This window comes from Dietzia sp. Die43 (assembly GCF_024519835.1).
GTDB lineage: Bacteria > Actinomycetota > Actinomycetes > Mycobacteriales > Mycobacteriaceae > Dietzia > Dietzia kunjamensis.
The window spans coordinates 207,126-225,619 of the sequence record NZ_JALJRF010000003.1; the positions used below are offsets into that span (position 1 = coordinate 207,126).

Here is an 18,494-nt window from a genome sequence, read left to right on the forward strand (position 1 = left end):
ATGCCGAGGGGACCGGGCTACGCTCGGTGGCGCCCGTCACGCCCCCGCGAAAAGGACCCCACACGATGCCGCTGGACTTCACCCTCGACTCCGACCCGGTGCTCGCGGTGGCGGCACCCGACAGGGCTGCGCCCCTGCGGCAGGACACCGACGAACTGACCAGGGGATGGGCGACGGCTCGCGTCATGAAGGTGGACCGTCGCAACAGGTTCGCCGTCGAGCCGGCGCCCGGTGATCGGCAGCGGATCCGCCTGGAGCCCGCCCTGGACCTCGCGGACTCCCTCCCCGAGGAGGCGGTGTTCCTCGGGAGGACCGAGGACGCCCGGCACATCTGGGCGGTCCCGGTCGACGAGCTCCCCGCCGAGCCCGCGGTGACGTCGCTCCGCTCGTGCGGGGCCGACCTCGTCGAGGGTGACGGGTCGTTGGCCTCCCAGGCCATGGCCCTACTCGGGTGGCATCGCGACAACGTCCGCGGCCGCGAACGCACCCACCATCCGCGCCGTGTCGACGCGGGATGGGCGATCGAGGACCCGTTCCACGGTGGCCTCGAGTACCCACGGACCGACCCCGCCGTGATCTGTCTGGTCCACGACGGGGGACGACGAGTGCTCCTCGCCCGCCAGCCGATCTGGCCCGAGGGCATGTACTCGCACGTCGCCGGTTTCGTCGAGGCGGGGGAGTCCCTGGAGGGCTGCGTTCGACGTGAGGTCGCCGAGGAGGTGGGCGTGGTCGTCGACCGCGTGCGCTACCTGGGCAGCCAACCCTGGCCGTTCCCCCGGTCCCTCATGGTCGCATTCCACGCCATCGGCGACCCGGAGGCTCCGATCGTGCTCGAGGACGAGGAGATCAGTGAGGCCGCGTGGTTCGACGTCGGCCGGGTCCGTGACGCGCTGGCCGGCCGTGGCGACCTCATGGTGGCGCCGGCCGTCTCCATCGCGCACGTGATGCTGCAGTCCTGGGTCGCAGCGGTCGACGGCGACACCGACGCCTGAGGGTGCTGGTGCCCGGCGTCGCCCCCCGGCCCGGACGAGCGCGTCAGGCCCCGACGAGTTCGGCGAGCTTGGCGCGCACCTGCGAGGCCGTGGGATTGGTGGCGGTGGTGCCGTCCGAGTACAGCGCCGTAGGGACGACCCTGTTGCCGCCGTTCACGCTCTCGACGAAAGCGGCGGCATCGGCGTCCGCCTCCACGTCGACCTCGGTGTAGCCGATCGCCTTCTCGTCCAGCAGCTTCTTGAGCCGCGTGCAGAAGGGGCACCACGTGGTGGTGTACAGGGTCAGGGCGCCGGCATCGTCGTTCGTCGTCACATCGCTCATGACGGGGTGTAACGCGCACGACCGCGGGAATCATCCCCGGGGGGAGGCCGCGGACGCGATGTCGGAGGCGGATGCCACGATGGGTGCGTGAGTGACATGCGGCGCGGACGGGGAGATGGTCGCGGACGGGGAGACGGTGCGGAGTCGGCCCTCGAGGGTCTCGACCCGCAGCAACGCCGTGCCGTGCTGGCCCCGCGGGGTCCCGTGTGCATCCTCGCCGGCGCCGGGACCGGCAAGACCCGCACGATCACCAGGCGTATCGCCCACCTGGTCACGACCGGGCACGTCCGCGGTGACCAGGTGCTGGCGGTGACGTTCACCGCCCGCGCCGCCGGGGAGCTGCGCATGCGGTTGGCGGGGCTGGGAGTCGCGGACGCCGGGACGGGACCCGTACAGGCCCGGACCTTCCACTCGGCCGCCCTGCGGAACCTGTCGTACTTCTGGCCACGGGTGTACGGGGAGGAACCCTGGCAGCTGTTGGACGGGCAGTTCCGCGCGGTCGCCCAGGCGGTGCGCCGGGTCGGCCTGGACCCCGCCACGGAGACCATCCGCGACGTGCTGACCGAGATCGGCTGGGCCAAGTCCAGCCTGCTCACCCCGGACACGTACGCGGAGCAGGCCGTCGCACTGGGTCGCGACCTGCCGGTGCCGGCCCCCGAGGTCGCGCGCGCGTTCCGGGCATACGAGGACCTCAAGGTCTCCGGACCGGTCCGGATGCTCGATTTCGACGATCTCCTGAGCCACATGGCCGAACTCGTGGAAGAGGTCCCGGCGATCGCCGAGGAGTTCCGGGACCGCTACCGCTGCTTCGTCGTCGACGAATTCCAGGACGTCACGCCGGCCCAACAACGGCTGCTCACCGCGTGGCTGGGCAGGAGGGACGACCTGACGGTGGTCGGTGACGTCAACCAGACCATCTATTCGTTCGCCGGCGCAGAACCGGACTTCCTGCTCGGCTTCGCGGACCGCTACCCGGGTGCCACCGTCGTGCGCCTGGAGTCCGACTACCGCTCCACGCCTCAGGTCGTGGACCTGGCCAACGCGGTGATCAGCGCCGGCAGCGGCCGGTTCCGCAGCGCCGGGCTCACCCTGCGGGGAATGCGGCCGCCGGGCCCCGAGCCGGTCCTCGCCGAGTACCCCGACGAGGACGCCGAGGCGGAGGCGGTGGCGGGGGCCGTCGCCGATCTCGTCCACGGCGGGATGGACCCCTCGGAGATCGCGGTGCTGTACCGCATCAACGCCCAGTCCGAGCGGGTCGAGGCGGCCCTGGACGAGGCCGGGATCGGATACCGGCTCAAAGGGGGAGAGGGCTTCTTCGAGAGGCCGGTGGTCCGTCGGGCCATGTCGGCGATCGACCGACTGATCGACGGCTCGGACGAGGCGCGGGCGCAGGCGTACTCCCAGCTGTCGGACCCCACGGAGATCGTCGCAGTCCTCAGGCAGGCGCTCGAGCCCCTCGGTCTCACCGCCGCCGAGCCGTCCGGTGCCCAGGCCAGGGAGACCTGGAACGCACTGAACTCGCTGGTGGGTCTCGCGGAGGAGATCGCCACGGCCGAGGCTCGCGAGGGCCTGCTACCGGTGGTCGCGGGGCTTCGAGAACGGGCGGCGGCACGTCACGCCCCGGACGAGCGGGGTGTGACGCTGGCGTCGTTCCACGCCGCCAAGGGGCTCGAATGGGACGCGGTGTTCCTCATCGGAGTCCACGAGGGGAGTCTGCCGATCAGCCACGCGATCAACGCCGGACCGGACGCGATCGAGGAGGAGCGGCGCCTGCTCTACGTGGGCGTCACCCGCGCCCGCGAGCACCTGACGGTGTCGTGGAGTCGGAGTCGACGCGCCGGTGGCCGGGCCAGCCGACGCCCCAGCCGCTTCCTCGACCCCGTTCGCCCGGCCCAGTCCCCGGTCGGACCGCGCGGGTCCACCGACACCTCGGACGAGGGACGGTGCCGCGGGTGCGGGGAGAAGCTCACCGGGCCCATGCACCGCGCGCTCGGGCTGTGCCCGGAATGCTCGGTGGAGGTCGATACCGGCCTGTTCGAACGACTGCGGGACTGGCGCAAGGAGACCTCGGAACGGATCGGCAAACCCGCCTACACGGTGTTCACCAACGACACGCTCGCCCAGATCGCCCGGGAGCGGCCCGCCGACACCCGCGCACTGGGCCGGATCGGCGGGATCGGGGCGCACAAGCTGAGCGAGTACGGCGACGACGTGCTGAGGCTAATCCGCGCCACCTGAACCCGCGCCGCGCGGGAGGATCCCCGAGCCGGGGGCCGGTCAGCCCTCGTCGGGGAAGATCTCCGGCATCCAGCGCTGCACGATCTCCCGGTACGGGGCGGACGCCTCGAGTTGGCACAGCATGCCCACCGACGCGGACAGCACCCGGTGGATCAGGACGTACTCGCGCGGCAGGGTGAACGAGCGGGAGGTCCGGAACTCCCGCCCCGACACGTCCCCGTAGACGGACATGATGCTCTGCATCCACGCGCGGCTGAAGTGGAAAACAGGCTCGCGCATCGGCTCGATGAACGGGTTCAGGAACGCCATCGCGTCGGCGGGGTCGAGGCCGTTCCGGCCGACGTATCCGGCCCGGGTCATCAACCGGACCAGTTCCGCGGAATCGCCGGCCTGGGCGAGCCGCATCATGGAGGTGAGGACCTCGGGCACGCCCTCGGGCAGCGGGATCGACGCGCCGAAGTCCAGGACCACCAGCCGACCGTCATCGGCGAGCAGGAAATTACCGGGGTGGGGATCACCGTGCATCATCCGGGCACGGGTGGGGGAACTGAACTGGAATTCGGTGAGGAGCTCGCCGGCCCGGTTGCGTTCCTCGGGGGTGCCGTCGCTGGAGATACGGCTCAGGGCCCGCCCGTCCACCCATTCGGTAACGAGCACCTTCGGCGACGAGGCCAGCACAGAGGGCACCCGGACGAGGCGATCGTCGCGATAGGCGGCCGAGAACACCCGCTGGGTGTCGGCCTCCGCGCGGTAGTCGAGTTCGCTCACGGTGCTGTCGTAGAGCTCATCGATGATGCCCCTGATGTCGGTGCCAGGGTTGAGCGGCCGGAACAGGGGAGCCAGTCGCCGGAGTTGCCGTAGGTCCGAGCGGAGGGCCTCGTCCGCGCCGGGATACTGGATCTTGACGGCCACCTCCCGACCGTCGGACCAGACGGCGCGGTGGACCTGCCCGATGGAGGCGGCCGCGGCGGCGTCACCGTTGAATTCTGCGAACCGCTCGCGCCAGCGCAGCCCGAGCTGGGCGTCGAGGACCCGCTCCACCTCGGCGGCGGGCATGGGTGGAGCCTCGGCCTGCAGCTTGGTGAGGGCCTCCCGGAACGGCTCGGCGTACTTGTCGGGCATCCCGGCCTCGAACACGCTCAGGGCCTGGCCGACCTTCATGGCGCCGCCCTTGAGTTCCCCGAGGACGGCGAAGACCTGCTCGGCGGCGTGACCGGCCAGTTCCTCGCTCAGATCCCCGTCACCCCGCCCGAGGGCGCGTCGACCGAGTGAACCGGCGGCGCGACCGGCGATGCCCAGTGGGAGTCCCGCGAGGCGTGCTGCGCGGCGGGACGAGGTGCGGGGTAGGTCGGACACGCCTTCAATCATGACAGAGGACGGACATGCGGGGCGGCGCCACAGTCGCAGCCTGCGTCGGCCTGCCATTCGAGCCGGCGCCACAGTCCCTCGGACGGATTGATCTCCACGGTGGCACCGATGGTCTGGAGCCTGGTGCGGGGTTCGCGGCTGGCGGCGACCTCCGCCAGCACCAGGGCTGCGGCGGCGGTGAGGGCGGGAACGGCCGCGTCAGGGCTGTGTCCGATGAGTTGCGCGGCGACGAACGGCCACCGCGGGTCCCGGCGGGCGCGGTACAGGTCGGTGCAGCGCAGACACGGGGTGACACCCGGCACCACGGTCGGGCCCACCACCACACGGCCGTCCCGGCAGTACACGTGCATGTGCGCCTGCCCGGACCGGGCGAGTGCGGTGGTGACCACCGGATCCACCGAGACGGTGCCGGTGAGGATGACCAGGTCGGGGGCCCTGCCCCGGCGGAACCAAGGCGGCCGCTCGGCGTCGAGCGTCAAGCCCGGGCTGGGGCCGGTGGTCACACGACAGCCGTTGACCGACAGCGGCCCCCGAAGCACCTCCGAGATCTGGCCGACCCCCAGGATGTGGACCCGACGCACCGGCGCGGGCCTAGGAGTGGGGCCCGTCGCGTGCGCGTCTGCGTCCGTGTCTGCTCCCGGTTCCGTCGGGTCGAGTCGTAGATGACCGAGGTCGGCCAGGTGGACGAGGATCCGGGCCACGGTGGACATCCCCGACGCGTCGATCCCCGCGCGGGCGGCCACGTCGTCGAGATGGGCCCCGCCGTCGAGGCCGCGGAGTAGTGCAGTGAGGCGGCGGGCGCCCACAACGGCGGGGGCGTCGACCACCACCGCGCGGTCAGGTGCCAGTCCCACCTGGACGGTGTGGTCATCCCGCGCGACGACCACGGTGCCGGGACGCAGGGTGGCCCGGACCCGGGAGACCGGGGCCTCGGCCTGAGCGGCGATGACGGGGGCGGCGGTGCGCGGGGAGACGGGCGCCACCGCCGCGGTTCCGGTGCCGGCCTCGGTGGCGGCGCGTGGAGGGTCGTCGGCGGGAGCGGTCACTGGGGTCACGGGGCACATCGTGGCACGCGACGACCGTGTCCGGACGCTGCTCGTGCCTCGTTGTCCACAGGCCCCGGTCTCGTCGGCGCCTGTGGATAACCGCACCGTGTCGGGTGGTCTACCGTGGTCCGCGTGTCGCCAGCCCCACGCCCCGCCGCCGCGTCCGCGAGCCCACCGTCACCCGGCCCGGGCCCGGCACCGGCGCTACCCACCGAGCCTGATGATCCTCGGATCGAGGTCCGCCGCTCCACACGCCGCAGGAGGACGGTCTCAGCTCGGGTGGAGGGCGAGACCGTGGTGGTCCTCATGCCGGCGGGGCTGCCGCGCGCGGAGGAACGACGTCTCATCACCGACATGCTCGGCCGGCTCGCCCGGTCCGGTCGCCGCAAGGGTCACCGGGCGTCCGATGCGGACCTGATGCGGCGCGCCACGGAGCTGTCGACGAAGTGGCTGGAGGGTCGGGCGCGGCCGGCATCGGTGCGGTGGGTGCCGGCGATGACCACCCGCTGGGCGTCCTGTTCACCGGATTCCGGGGAGCTCCGGATCAGCGAGACGCTGCGGGACGTGCCTGCTTACGTGCTGGACTACGTCGTGATGCACGAGCTGGTCCACCTCGTCGTCCCCGGGGGTCACCCGCCCGAGTTCTGGGAGGTGGTGCGCAGGTATCCGCGTACCGAACGGGCGATGGGGTACCTGGAGGCCTACTCGCGGGTGCTCAGGCAGGGGGCCGGGTCGGACGCCCCCGGTGGCGGGGGAGGGCCGGGGACCGTCGGCGAGGGCGTGGGCGACCTGGTCGAGGGCGACGACGACGAGACCGGCCAGTACTAGGTCGGCCCGCCCGTCACGACGCCCGCCGATCAGGCCCCGTCGTGCGGCCCCTCTGAGCCTGAACCCTCGGAGCCTGACCCCTCCGGAGTCTGAACCCTCGGAGCCTGACCCCTCGGAGCCTGACCCCTCGGAGCCGGAACCTTAGGAGCCGGAGCCGTCAGAGCCGGAACCCGGGCCATTCGGGCCTGAGGCCTCGGGTCCGCCGTCGCCTGTCCCGCCGGCCTCTCCGGTCCCGCCACCCGATTCGCGGAGAAAGCGCTCGATCTCGTCGACGCCGCTGGAGTCCCCGGTCGACTCGTCGAGGAGCCGGTCGATGACGGCGGCGGGGTTCTCGAGGTCCTCGCCGACGGGCAGCAGGTCGGGGTGGCTCCACAGCCCGTCGCGGCGTTCGGTGCCCACGGCCTCCCCGACCCGGCGCCACAGCTCGGAGGCCTCACGCGCCTTGCGTGGACGCAGTTCGAGTCCGACGAGCGAGGCGAAGGCCTGTTCGGCGGCGCCGCCGGTCGCCCGGCGCCGCAGCCACATCTCGCGGAGCTTGTCGGCGCTGGGCAGCCGGTCGCCGACCGCCGCGGCGACGACGGCGTCGACCCAGCCCTCGACCAGCGCGAGCAGCGTCTCGAGCCGGCCGAGCGCGGCCTCGTTGACGTTGGTCACCTTGGGACCGATCGCCCCGGCGCCGCCGGAGAGCAGCTCCTGGAGCTTGGCGGGGTCCTGCAGGATGGACGGGTCGAGCCCGGAGGCGAGGTCGTCGAGCCCGGAGGTGTCCACGCGGATGCCGCGCGCATATTCTTCCACGGTGGCCAGGAACCGGGCGCGCAGCCAAGGGGTGCCGGCGAACAGCCGCAGGTGAGCGGCCTCCCGTGCGGCGAGGAAGACCACGACCTCCTGCCGGGGCAGTTCCAGCTCGTCGGCGAACTCGTCGATCGCGGCCGGGCTGAGTGCGGCCACCCCGTCGTCGCCGAACGGGATCCCGACCTCGGAGGAGAACAGCACGGCCGGCGCGAGCTTGCCCAGCCCCTGTCCGAGCTGCATGCCGAAGCCCATGCCCCCCATCTGGTCGAGCATGCCGAGCAGCGGGCCGGCGAGCTGGCGCGCCTCCTCGGGCATTGCGCCCTTGGTGGCCGAGTTCATCTGCTCGGCCACGGGCGTGCAGATCTTCTCCCAGGTGGGCAGGGAGTGCTCGACCCACTGCTGGGGCGTCCACACCTCGGTGCGGTGCACACCGGAGGGGAACTGGGTGGTCTCGTCGAGCCACAGTTCGGCCAGGCGGACCGATTCCTGCGCGGCGGTGCGCGAGGCATCGGTGATCACGGGCGTACGACCGAGGGACTGGAGGGCGACCGTCCGCGCCAGCTGGTAGTTCACGGGGCCCGAGCTGCCCGGTCCGGACATTGCCGACCCCATGGAGCCGAGCATCTGTCCGAACTGGGAGAGCATCTGGCCGAAATTGCCGAACTGCGAGGGATCGAAGCCGCCGGGACCGCCGGGACCGCCCTGGCCGCGGTCGCGGTCGTCGTCGCGCCCGTCGTCGTCGGAAGCGGAGAAACCGAAGGGCTGGTTCATGCCACAACGGTACAGCGTGCAGGGGTGGGGGGTCCGGCCGCGACGCGGCCGGCCGCGGGTGCGGTCTACCCTTGCCCCGTGAGTCGTCGCCTGTTCACCGTTCTCGCCGCGCTGGTACCTGCGGTGCTGCTGCTCGTCCTGGCGACGTCGGCCACCGTCCCCCTGGTGTCGATGGGTCCCGGACCCACCTACGACACCTTCGGTACGGCGGAGGTGGAGACGGAGGGCGGCGACACGGAGCGGGTTCCGGTGGTCGACGTGGCGGGCAGGGAGGCGGACGAGACCGCCGGGTCCCTGTTCATGACGACGGTGGCGGTCCGTGATCGTCTGACGCTGCTCGACGCGATGCGGTTCTGGGTGGATCCGGCGCAGGTGGTGGTGCCGCGCGACCAGGTGTTCCCGCCGGACCGGTCACGCGACGAGGTGCGCGAGTCGAATGCCGCGGAGATGGTTGGTTCGGAGAACTCCGCCGAGGCCGCCGCGTACCGCTTCCTGGGAATCCCCATGCAGCCGCGCGTCGAGGGGGTGGAGCCGGACGGCGCCGCCGCCGGGCGGCTGCGCCCGGGCGACGTGCTGACCTCCGTGGACGGGGAATCCGTCGACGACGCCACGGCCGTGGTGGACCGGGTGGGTGAGCGCCGCGCGGGTGACGAGGTCCGCATCGGGTTCACCCGTGAGGGCCGTGAGGAGACGACGACGGCGACGTTGCAGTCCGCGGGACCGGACGGCGATCCCGAACAGGGCCGACTGGGCATCCTGGTGGGTGACACCCCGGCGGACGGTACCGACGTCGACATCTCGGTGGACCCCGCGGTGGGCGGCCCCTCGGCGGGCCTGGTGCTGGCCGTCGCGATCGTCGACAAGCTGTCGCCGGGTGAGGCCACCGGGGGCGCGCGGGTGGCCGGGTCGGGCACCATCCGTCCCGACGGGACGGTGGGTCCTATCGGTGGTATCCGGCACAAAATTCGGGCGGCCCACGAGGCGGGAGTGAGCGAATTCCTGGTCCCCGCGGCCAACTGTGCGGAGGCTGTGCAGAACCCGCCGGAGGGTATCCGGCTGATCGAGGTGGAGACGCTGGAGGGCGCACTGGAGGCGCTGGAGTCGGCGGCTTCCGGGGGGCAGCCACCGACCTGCGGCTGAGGCGCGGCTTTTCCGTAAGGTGGGGGTCACGAGCATGTCCGCCCCAGCAGTGCAGGAGCTTTCCAGGTGTCCGTCCGCCCACCCGGCAATTCCCCCGGTCGGCCGATCGCGATCTCTCGTCGCGGTCGGGCCGTCGCAGTCGCCGTCGTCGTCCTCATCCTCCTCATCCAGGTCCTGCCCAGGCTGAACACCGCCTACACGGATTGGCTGTGGTTCGGCAGTGTCGACGCCACCAGCGTGTTCCGGACCGAGCTGCTGGCGCGGCTCGGTCTTTTCGTGGCGGTCGCCCTCCTGGTCGGCCTGGCGGTGGGCGCCGGCATTCTGCTGGCCTACCGGTTCCGCCCGGTGTTCCTGGCGCAGGCGGGGATGCCGGACGCGCTGGCCCGCTACCGGGCGGCCATGGGGGCCTCACCCGGCAGGACCGTGCTCTGGATCCCGGTCGTCCTGGCGATCCTGGCGGGGTCGGTCGCGCAGACCGGGTGGCAGACCGTGCTCGCGTTCTTCAACTCGACGCCGTTCGGTGAGACCGACCCCCAGTTCGGTCTGGACATCTCCTTCTACGCCTTCGAGCTCCCGATGTGGCGCGCGATCGTCACGTGGCTCATGGTGGCCGTCGTGCTGGCCTTCCTGGCCAACCTGTTCACCCACTACCTCTTCGGCGGACTGCGGCCCGGCGCGCGCGAGGGTGCCCTCACCCGCGCCGCCCGGATCCAGCTGGTGACCCTCGCGGGGCTGTTCGTGCTGGCCAAGGCCGCCGCGTACTGGCTGGATCGCTACGAGCTGCTGTTCAGCGAGAACAGCACGTTCACCGGCGCCAGCTACACCGACGTCAATGCCCTGATGCCGGCGAAGATCTTCATGTTCTCGGTGGCGCTGGTGTGCGCGGCCGCGTTCTTCTCCGCCATCGTGATCAGGGATCTGCGGATCCCCGCGCTGGCCACCGTCCTGTTGCTGTTCTCCGCGCTCGTGGTGGGGTCGGCGTGGCCGCTGGCCGTCGAGCAGTTCTCGGTGAAGCCCAACCGTGCCGAGAAGGAACGGGAGTACATCGCGCGGAACATCGACGCGACGCGCGCCGCGTACGACATCGGTGAGGAGCGGGTCACCTACATCGACAACTGGGGGGCGGCCGATCCGAACCCCCGCGAGGCTGCCTCGGATCTCACGACACTGTCCAACGTCCGCGTGCTCGACCCGAACGTCCTGGCGCCGACGTTCACCCAGCTGCACCAGTTGCGCAACTTCTACGGTTTCCCCGAGACGCTGGGCATCGACCGTTACACGATCGACGGCGAGATGCGGGACTTCCTCGTGGCCGCGCGTGAGCTCAACCCCGAGTCCCTGCAGGCCAACCAGCGGGACTGGATCAACCGTCACACGGTGTACACGCACGGCAACGGGTTCGTGGCCGCACCGGCCAACCGGGTCAACGAGATCGCCGACGACGCGGGTTCGGACCGCGGCGGCCTGCCGAACTTCCAGGTCTCGGACCTGGAGGCCATCTCCAGTGGCCAGGAGATGATGATCCCGGTGACCCAGCCGCGGACCTACTTCGGTCCGCTCATCGCGCAGGCGGACCCCGACTACGCCATCGTGGGGGACAACGGCGACGGGCCCCGTGAGTACGACACCGACACCGAGCAGTACACCTACACCGGCGAGGGCGGCGTCCCGGTCGGCGGCTGGGTCAACCGTATCGCCTACTCGCTCAAGTTCGCCGAGCGCAACATCCTGTTGTCCAGCATCCTCGGCGACGATTCGAAGATCATCTACGACCGCGACCCGCGGGACCGGGTGCAGAAGGTGGCCCCGTGGCTGACCACGGACACCAACACCTATCCGGCGGTGATCGACGGCCGTATCAAGTGGATCGTCGACGGGTACACGACGCTCAAGACCTACCCGTACGCCGAGCTCAGCTCGCTGGAGGCCATGACCTCGGACTCCCTCAACGACGCGAGCGGTCGGGTCCTGCCGGACGAGGAGGTCTCCTACATCCGCAACTCGGTCAAGGCGACCGTCGACGCGTACGACGGCACCGTCGACCTGTACGCGTTCGACGAGTCGGACCCGGTGCTGCAGACGTGGATGAAGGCGCTGCCGGACATCGTGCAGCCACGTGAGGCGATCTCCGAGGAGTTGGAGGAGCACCTGCGCTACCCGGAGGACCTGTTCAAGGTGCAGCGTGAGCTGCTGGCCAAGTACCAGGTCGATGATCCGGGCCAGTTCTTCACCAACGACGCCTTCTGGTCGGTGCCGTCCGATCCGACGGTGACCTCGTCGATCCAGAACCCGCAGGGCCCGCCCGCGGGCGGCCCCGCCGGTGGTCCGGCCGGCAGTCCCGCCGGTGGTCCCGCGGGCGCCCAGACCGTCGACCGTGACGGGCCGGCCCAGCCGCCGTACTACGTGGTGGCCTCCGATCCGACTGACCCGGAGTCCGACGAGCCGTCGTTCCAGCTGATCTCGGCCTTCCGGGGCTATGAGCGTGAGTTCCTCGCCGCACACATGACGGCGAGCTCGGACCCCGAGACCTACGGACAGATCACGGTGCGGGTCCAGCGGCCCACGGAGCCGCTCTCCCAGGGCCCGAACCAGGCGCAGGACATCATGATCGCCTCGCCGGCGATCGCCGAGGACCGCCGACTGTGGGGTGAGACCGCCGAGATCACGGAGGGCAATCTCCTGGCGCTGCCGTTGGCGGACGACTCGGTCCTCTATGTGGAGCCGATCTACACCCAGCGCAAGGACCAGGACTCCGCGTTCCCGAGGCTGCTGCGGGTGATGGTCTCGTACGACCGTGCGGTGGGCTACGCGCCCACGCTCTACGAGGCGTTGCGGCAGGTCGGGATCGAGGCAGACCCGGACGTCGTGCGTATCGACGAGAGCGGTGAGGCGGAGGCCGAGGCCGAGGAGGGCGCCGCGCGGCCTGCGCAGGGCACCGCTCCGCGGCCGTCGTCGCCGGCCACCGGGGGAGGCGCTGACGACGCCGAGCGGGCGTCCGCCGTGCGTGAGCTCAACTCGGCGCTGAACGCGGTCCGCTCCGCTCAGAGCGGGGGAGACCTCTCCGATCTGGGGCAGGCGCTCGAGGACCTGCAGGCCGCTGTCGACGCCTATCAGGGCCTCGGGAACTGAGTCGACCTGCGGCTTTGAGTGCGAGGGTATGAGTTGCGTCATCTTCTCGTCGTTCGGCGTCCACCGATTTGCAATGCCCGGTGAGTGGCACGTAGTGTCATAGACGCAAACGACGCGGGGTGGAGCAGCTCGGTAGCTCGCTGGGCTCATAACCCAGAGGTCGCAGGTTCAAATCCTGTCCCCGCTACCACGCACCAGGCCCGGTTCCCGAGAGGGAGCCGGGCCTGAGGTCATTTCTGGAGTCGTCTCGTTCGAGTTTGCCGACGCCGTGGTCGGGAGTGCGGACAACGTAGCTGCCTCCGGAGCGCTCGTCGCGCCTGTCCTCGTGTTCCGGCCCACGCAGCGGTTCGGTCCTCGTATGGTGGACAGGTGTCTGTTCGCATGTCCGATGCGGCCACGACGACGCCCCGTGACGGCAGGAGAGCCACATGACCACCTCACTCGACCGCGATGCCCTGTTGATCGGCACCCAGTGGCGTTCCCCCGCCACCGATGACGTGATCGAGGTGATCAGCCCGCACACCGAGGAGGTCGTCGCCCGCGTGCCCGAGGGCTCGGTGGCGGACATGGACGCCGCGGTGGCCGCCGCGCGCGAGGCCTTCGACCACGGCCCGTGGCCCCGCATGAGCCCCGACGAGCGGATCGAGGTCGTCGCCAGGCTGTCCGCCCTGTACGCGGCGAAGCTCGATGACATGGCGACCGTCATCTCCACGGAGATGGGTTCCCCGATCTCGTTCAGCAAGCTCGCCCAGGCGCCCGCCCCGTGGATGCAGATCGAGGCCTTCCTCACCATCGCGCGTGAATTCCCGTGGGAGGAGACCCGCCCCGGCGTCCTCGGCGGGGAGGTGCTGGTGCGACACGAGCCCGTGGGCGTGGTCGCGGCGATCCCGCCGTGGAACGTCCCCCAGTTCACGGTCCTGTCCAAGCTGATCCCGGCCCTGCTGACGGGGTGCACGATCGTGGTCAAGCCGGCGCCGGAGACGCCGCTGGACACCTACCTGCTGGGCGAACTGCTCATCGAGGCGGGCGTGCCCGAGGGCGTCGTGAGCATCGTCGCCGGCGGCCGCGAGGTGGGCGAGCACCTGGTGCGGCACCCCGCGATCGACAAGGTGGCGTTCACCGGATCCACCGCGGCGGGCCGGAAAATCGGCGCGATCTGCGGCGAGCAGCTCAAGCGCTGCTCCCTCGAGCTGGGCGGCAAGTCCGCGGCGATCGTGCTCGACGACGCGGACCTGACGACCGTGGTCGAGGGGCTCAAGTTCGTCGGCGTGATGAACTCCGGCCAGGCGTGCGTGGCACAGACCAGGGTGCTGGTGAGTCGCGACCGCCACGACGAGGTGGCACAGGCGCTGGCCGACGGCATCGGGTCGATGGTGGTGGGGGACCCGCTCGACCCGGCCACGGAGATCGGGCCGATGGTCGCCCGTCGCCAGCAGGAGCGGGTGAACTCCTACATCGAGATCGGGCAGCAGGAGGGTGCGACGCTGCTCGCCGGGGGCTCCGACCGCCCCGACGGCCTGGACACCGGCTGGTACGTACGACCCACGGTCTTCGGTGGCGTCGACAACTCGATGCGCATCGCGCAGGAGGAGATCTTCGGCCCCGTCATCTCCGTGATCGCCTACGACGACGTCGACGACGCCGTCCGGATCGCCAACGACTCCGAGTACGGACTGGCGGGCACCGTGTGGACCGCCGACCGGGAGGCAGGGCTGGGCGTCGCGCGACGGGTCCGGACCGGCACCTACGGCGTGAACACCTACACGATGGATTTCTCCGCCCCGTTCGGCGGCTTCAAGGCATCCGGGGTGGGGCGCGAGTTCGGCCCCGAGGGGCTGGCCCAGTACACCGAGCTCAAGTCCGTCTACCTTGAGCAGAGCTGACCGTGGCGGGGGACGAGAGGACGACGGGCCTGTCGGTACGGGACACAGATCGGGTCCGCACCCTGACCCTGGCGCGCCCCGATGCCCTCAACGCCTTCAACGAGGCGCTGTACGACGCGGTCACCGAGGCATTGCACGACGCCGCCGCCGACCCCACGGTCGCGGTGGTCCTGCTCACCGGTGAGGGCCGGGCGTTCAGCGCGGGCACCGACCTGCTGGAGATGGGTGAGCGGATCACCAACCCCGACTTCGTCCCCGGCGAGCACGGATTCCTGGGACTCGTCGACGCGCTCGCCGGGTTCGACAAGCCGCTGGTCCTCGCGATCAACGGGCTCGGACTGGGTATCGGCATGACGATCATCGGGTTCGCCGACCTGGTGTTCATGGCCGACGACGCCCGGCTCAAGTGCCCGTTCACGAGCCTGGGGGTGGCGCCCGAGGCGGCGTCGAGCTACCTGCTGCCCAGGCTGGTGGGTCGGCAGAACGCCGCGTGGGCCCTGCTGTCCTCGGAGTGGATCACGGCCCGCGAGGCCCACGAGATGGGACTGGTCTGGCGGCTGTGCGCCCCCGCTGAACTCCAGCAGGTCGCCGGCGAGCACGCCGCACGGTTGGCGCGGCTCCCGATCTCGAGTCTGCGGGCGGTCAAGCGGACGATGACCGAACCACTGACGCGCCAGATCGCAGACGCCCGCGAACGGGAGAACCGGGCATTCGCCGACCTCATGGGTGGGCCGGCGAACGCGGAGGCGCTGGCGGCATTCGCCGAAGGGCGCACGCCGGACTTCGCCTCGTTACCCGACGGGTCCTGACCCCGGCGCCTGCGACGATCCCGCGCCCGCCCGCCCGTCCTCGCCGGAGCCGCATGGCCCACCATGGTGGCGTGACGCCCGATCAGGAGAGCCCCACCCGTCCGGTCGACGTGGTGGTGATCGGCGCCGGCCAGGCCGGACTGTCGGCCGGCTACCACCTCAGGCGGCGGGGGTTCGCGCCGGTCGGCCGTGCCGAGGCGGGGGAGCGCACCTTCGTCATGCTCGACGCCGAGGACGCCCCCGGCGGGGCCTGGCGGCACCGCTGGGAATCCCTCACCATGAGCACGGTCAACGGCATCTTCGAACTGCCGGGCCGACCCGTCCCCGATGTCGACCGCACCGCCCCGAGTCGGGACGTCCTGCCGCCCTACTTCGCCGACTACGAGAACCGATTCGGGCTCGACGTCCGGCGGCCGGTCCGCGTGCGCTCGGTCCGCAGACCCACGCCCGGGCGGGACGGGCCGGAGTCCGACCACCTCGTCGTCGTCACCGATCCAGGCGGTGACACCCGCCCTGAGGCCTGGGCGGCGCGCTACGTCATCAACGCCACCGGCACCTGGACCCGACCGTTCTGGCCGTACTACCCCGGCCAGGAGACGTTCCGCGGCCGACAGCTCCACGTCCACGACTACGTCGACGCCGAGGAGTTCGCCGGACAGCGCGTCGTGATCGTCGGCGCCGGCATCTCCGCCACCCAGCTGCTCGAGGAGATCTCGCGCGTCGCCGACACCCTCTGGGTAACCAGGCGGGAGATCGAATGGGAGACGGATCCCGCGCCGGAGAACTTCTCCGCCGCGATCGACCGGGTCGCCGAGCGGACCGCGCAGGGCTTGCCCCCGCAGAGCATCATCCGCGTCACCGGCATGTACCGCGCCCCGTGGATCGAGCGCGCCGACGAGCGTGGTGTCCTGGTCCGCCACCCCATGTTCACCCGCATCGAACCCGGCGGGGTGCGGATGCCCGACGGGCGACACGAACCGGCGGACGTCATCCTGTGGGCGACCGGGTTCCGGCCCGCGGTCGCCCACCTGGCGCCCCTGGGGCTGCGCACCCCGGAGGGCGGCATCCGGGTGGCGGAGGGACGGGCCCTCGACGAGCCGCGGTTGTTCCTCATCGGCTACGGCCCGTCCCAGTCGACCGTGGGGGCCAACCGGGCGGGCCGCGACGCCGTCCGGGCGATCGTCGCCGAGCTCTAGTTGTCGCGGACGACCTCTAGAGGGTCCGTGAGATGAGCTCCTTCATGATCTCGTTGGTGCCGCCGTAGATCTTCTGCACGCGGGCCGAGGCGTACATGCGGGCGATCGGGTACTCCGTCATGAAGCCGTAGCCACCGAAGACCTGCAGGCAGCGGTCGATGATCTCGCACTGCTTATCGGTGCAGTAGTACTTGGCCATCGACGCCGTCGACGGATCCAGCTCACCCTCGAGATGCAGGGTGATGCAGTGGTCCAGCAGGGTGCGCGCGGCGAGCGCCTCGGTCTTGCACTCGGCCAGCTCGAAACGCAGGTTCTGGAACTTGAGGATGGGCTTGCCGAACGCCTCGCGCTCCTTGGCGTAGTCCGTCGCCAGCTTCACGGCGGTCTCGGCCGCCGCGACCGCTGTCACAGCGATGATGAGGCGCTCCTGCGGGAGCTGCTGCATGAGCTGGATGAACCCCTGGCCCACGCCCTCCTCGCCACCCAGGGCGTTCCCGGCGGGCACGCGCATGTCGTCGAAGAACAGCTCCATCGTGTCCTGGTATTTCAGGCCGATCTTGTCGAGCTTGCGGCCGCGGTCGAAGCCGGGCAGGTCGGTGGTCTCCGCGACCAGCAGGGACAGGCCCTGCGCGCCCTCGCCGCCCGTGCGGGCGACGATGACGAGCAGGTCGCAGTGCATGCCGTTGGAGATGAAGGTCTTGGCGCCGTTGACCACGAAGTCGTCGCCGTCGCGCACCGCCGAGGTGCGCAGCGCCTGCAGATCCGACCCGGCGCCCGGCTCGGTCATCGCGATGGCGCCGACCATCTCTCCGGTCGCCAGCTTCGGCAGCCAGCGCTGCTTCTGCTCCTCCGTGCCGTACTGGAGGATGTAGTGCGCCACGATCGTGCTGTGCACCGAATTGCCCCAGCCGTCGTCGAGGGCTCGGGTCTGCTCCTCGGCGATCACGGCCTCGTGGGCGAACGTGCCGCCGCCACCGCCGTACTCCTCCGGGATGGAGATGCACAGCAGGCCCGCGTCGCCGGCCTTGTTCCAGAACTCACGGTCGACGGCGCCCTGCTCCGCCCAGCGCTCGAGGTGCGGGACGGTCTCCTTCTCCAGGAACGCACGCGTGTGGGCGCGCAGTGCATCCAGATCGTCGGTCATCCACGGGGATCGGAAGGGGGCGGTCTCTAGCACGGGGGACTCCAGCGATGGGACGGGGCCGGTTGACGGCCATGACGATCCCACCATACAACTGCATTGTCTGACATGCATGTGTATGGTCGACCTTCCGGCGGCGCCCTCGGGCGTCGCACGTCGCGGCGAGACGAGGTGGGGCGAGTGAGCGCAACGGAACCCGGGTCGGGGGACGGTGTCCCGCGCTCTGCCGACGGTGACCTCACCGCCCGCGCGCGAATCCGCTATGCGGCGCTGGAGCTCTACTCCGATCACGGCGAGGACCGGGTCTCGATGCGACGGGTCGCCGCCCGGGTGGGGGTCACCATCGGGTTGATCCAGCACCACTTCGGCACCAAGGAGGGGTTGCGTCGCGCCGTCGACGAGCTCGTGGTGGAGCAGGTGGTCGCCGCACTGGCGACGGTCGAGCACTCCGGATCAGCAGCGGAGGTCGTGGCGGCCCGCGACGCCGCGGTGCGGGAGATGCTCGAGCGCAACCCGATGTTGGTGAAGTACATCAACCGGGCCCTCCTCGAACCCGACGGCCGGGGTGTCCCGCTTCTCGAGGCGATCGTCGAGCTCACCACCAGGGAGGTCGACAGTCTGCGGCGCGGTGGCCACGCCTCGACGCGGGCGTCGGACAAGGTCCAGGTGGTCCGCACGCTCATGGGCCAGGTGGGTGAGTTGTTCCTCGAACCCGTCGTCGCGGCGGTCTGGGCGCAGATCGGCGGAGACCCCGACGAGCGGCCCTCCACCCGCATCATCGTCGAAGGCCGCTGACCGGGGGATCGGCCCGGATCCGACGTGACGGGACCAGCGCCGCA

At 71.0% G+C, this 18,494-nt stretch carries 14 protein-coding genes and 1 tRNA gene; 10 read left to right on the forward strand and 5 right to left on the reverse strand.

Going from position 1 to position 18,494, the window contains the following annotated elements:
• Positions 1 to 65: 65 nt before the first annotated feature.
• Positions 66 to 992 carry an NAD(+) diphosphatase gene (gene nudC, locus NR111_RS03830; protein WP_206474589.1) on the forward strand — a complete coding sequence of 309 codons (927 nt, stop codon included), beginning with the start codon at positions 66 to 68 and terminating at the stop codon, positions 990 to 992.
• Between the two features lie 43 nt (positions 993 to 1,035).
• Here the strand turns inward: nudC and NR111_RS03835 are convergent, their stop codons facing one another.
• Complete coding sequence (locus NR111_RS03835; RefSeq protein ID WP_132063690.1) at positions 1,036 to 1,314, reverse strand: mycoredoxin; 279 nt, start codon at positions 1,312 to 1,314, stop codon at positions 1,036 to 1,038.
• Between the two features lie 96 nt (positions 1,315 to 1,410).
• Between NR111_RS03835 and NR111_RS03840 the strand changes: the two genes are divergently transcribed.
• Positions 1,411 to 3,552, forward strand: coding sequence for an ATP-dependent DNA helicase UvrD2 (locus tag NR111_RS03840; RefSeq protein ID WP_256819989.1), 2,142 nt, complete (start codon positions 1,411 to 1,413; stop codon positions 3,550 to 3,552).
• A 39-nt stretch (positions 3,553 to 3,591) separates the two neighbouring features.
• On the opposite strand, the gene NR111_RS03845 is transcribed toward NR111_RS03840, so the two are convergent.
• Both NR111_RS03845 and NR111_RS03850 read right to left on the reverse strand, forming a co-directional pair.
• A complete protein-coding gene (locus NR111_RS03845; RefSeq protein ID WP_256819919.1) occupies positions 3,592 to 4,908 on the reverse strand; it encodes an AarF/ABC1/UbiB kinase family protein in 1,317 nt (438 codons plus the stop codon).
• An 8-nt stretch (positions 4,909 to 4,916) separates the two neighbouring features.
• Positions 4,917 to 5,975, reverse strand: a complete 1,059-nt coding sequence (locus tag NR111_RS03850; RefSeq protein WP_253003328.1) for a hypothetical protein — start codon at positions 5,973 to 5,975, stop codon at positions 4,917 to 4,919.
• A gap of 270 nt (positions 5,976 to 6,245) precedes the next feature.
• Between NR111_RS03850 and NR111_RS03855 the strand changes: the two genes are divergently transcribed.
• Positions 6,246 to 6,794: a M48 family metallopeptidase gene (locus NR111_RS03855; protein WP_241504364.1), complete on the forward strand. Its 549-nt coding sequence runs from the start codon at positions 6,246 to 6,248 to the stop codon at positions 6,792 to 6,794.
• Between the two features lie 141 nt (positions 6,795 to 6,935).
• Here NR111_RS03855 and NR111_RS03860 read toward each other — a convergent pair whose 3' ends face one another.
• Entirely contained in the window at positions 6,936 to 8,357 is a 1,422-nt protein-coding gene (locus tag NR111_RS03860) for a zinc-dependent metalloprotease (RefSeq protein WP_206474593.1), read from the reverse strand.
• Between the two features lie 78 nt (positions 8,358 to 8,435).
• Between NR111_RS03860 and NR111_RS03865 the strand changes: the two genes are divergently transcribed.
• The 6 genes from NR111_RS03865 (at position 8,436) to NR111_RS03890 (ending at position 16,514) form a co-directional block, all read left to right on the forward strand.
• Positions 8,436 to 9,497, forward strand: coding sequence for a S16 family serine protease (locus tag NR111_RS03865; RefSeq protein ID WP_256819920.1), 1,062 nt, complete (start codon positions 8,436 to 8,438; stop codon positions 9,495 to 9,497).
• Positions 9,498 to 9,563: 66 nt separating this feature from the next.
• Complete coding sequence (locus NR111_RS03870; protein WP_173674774.1) at positions 9,564 to 12,626, forward strand: UPF0182 family protein; 3,063 nt, start codon at positions 9,564 to 9,566, stop codon at positions 12,624 to 12,626.
• Between the two features lie 113 nt (positions 12,627 to 12,739).
• Positions 12,740 to 12,816: transfer RNA gene (locus tag NR111_RS03875), tRNA-Met, on the forward strand.
• A 238-nt stretch (positions 12,817 to 13,054) separates the two neighbouring features.
• On the forward strand, positions 13,055 to 14,509 hold the full coding sequence (locus NR111_RS03880; RefSeq protein WP_119191984.1) for an aldehyde dehydrogenase: 1,455 nt from the start codon (positions 13,055 to 13,057) through the stop codon (positions 14,507 to 14,509).
• A 2-nt stretch (positions 14,510 to 14,511) separates the two neighbouring features.
• Positions 14,512 to 15,318, forward strand: coding sequence for an enoyl-CoA hydratase/isomerase family protein (locus NR111_RS03885; protein WP_241504367.1), 807 nt, complete (start codon positions 14,512 to 14,514; stop codon positions 15,316 to 15,318).
• 53 nt (positions 15,319 to 15,371) lie between these two features.
• The gene (locus NR111_RS03890) at positions 15,372 to 16,514 is read left to right on the forward strand and encodes an FAD-dependent oxidoreductase (protein ID WP_256819921.1); all 1,143 of its coding nucleotides are present in this window, start codon (positions 15,372 to 15,374) and stop codon (positions 16,512 to 16,514) included.
• Between the two features lie 16 nt (positions 16,515 to 16,530).
• Here the strand turns inward: NR111_RS03890 and NR111_RS03895 are convergent, their stop codons facing one another.
• Positions 16,531 to 17,658, reverse strand: a complete 1,128-nt coding sequence (locus NR111_RS03895) for an acyl-CoA dehydrogenase family protein (protein ID WP_306227143.1) — start codon at positions 17,656 to 17,658, stop codon at positions 16,531 to 16,533.
• A gap of 177 nt (positions 17,659 to 17,835) precedes the next feature.
• Between NR111_RS03895 and NR111_RS03900 the strand changes: the two genes are divergently transcribed.
• A complete protein-coding gene (locus tag NR111_RS03900) occupies positions 17,836 to 18,450 on the forward strand; it encodes a TetR family transcriptional regulator (RefSeq protein WP_185951401.1) in 615 nt (204 codons plus the stop codon).
• The last annotated feature ends 44 nt before the right edge of the window (positions 18,451 to 18,494 follow it).

Excerpts from the sequence above, each read along its gene's own strand:
- nudC (WP_206474589.1), top strand. The coding sequence starts at position 66 with ATGCCGCTGGACTTCACCCTCGACTCCGACCCGGTGCTCGCGGTGGCG.
- NR111_RS03835 (WP_132063690.1), bottom strand. The coding sequence starts at position 1,314 with ATGAGCGATGTGACGACGAACGACGATGCCGGCGCCCTGACCCTGTAC.
- NR111_RS03840 (WP_256819989.1), top strand. The coding sequence starts at position 1,411 with ATGCGGCGCGGACGGGGAGATGGTCGCGGACGGGGAGACGGTGCGGAG.
- NR111_RS03860 (WP_206474593.1), bottom strand. The coding sequence starts at position 8,357 with ATGAACCAGCCCTTCGGTTTCTCCGCTTCCGACGACGACGGGCGCGAC.
- NR111_RS03880 (WP_119191984.1), top strand. The coding sequence starts at position 13,055 with ATGACCACCTCACTCGACCGCGATGCCCTGTTGATCGGCACCCAGTGG.
- NR111_RS03890 (WP_256819921.1), top strand. The coding sequence starts at position 15,372 with ATGGCCCACCATGGTGGCGTGACGCCCGATCAGGAGAGCCCCACCCGT.
- NR111_RS03895 (WP_306227143.1), bottom strand. The coding sequence starts at position 17,658 with ATGACCGACGATCTGGATGCACTGCGCGCCCACACGCGTGCGTTCCTG.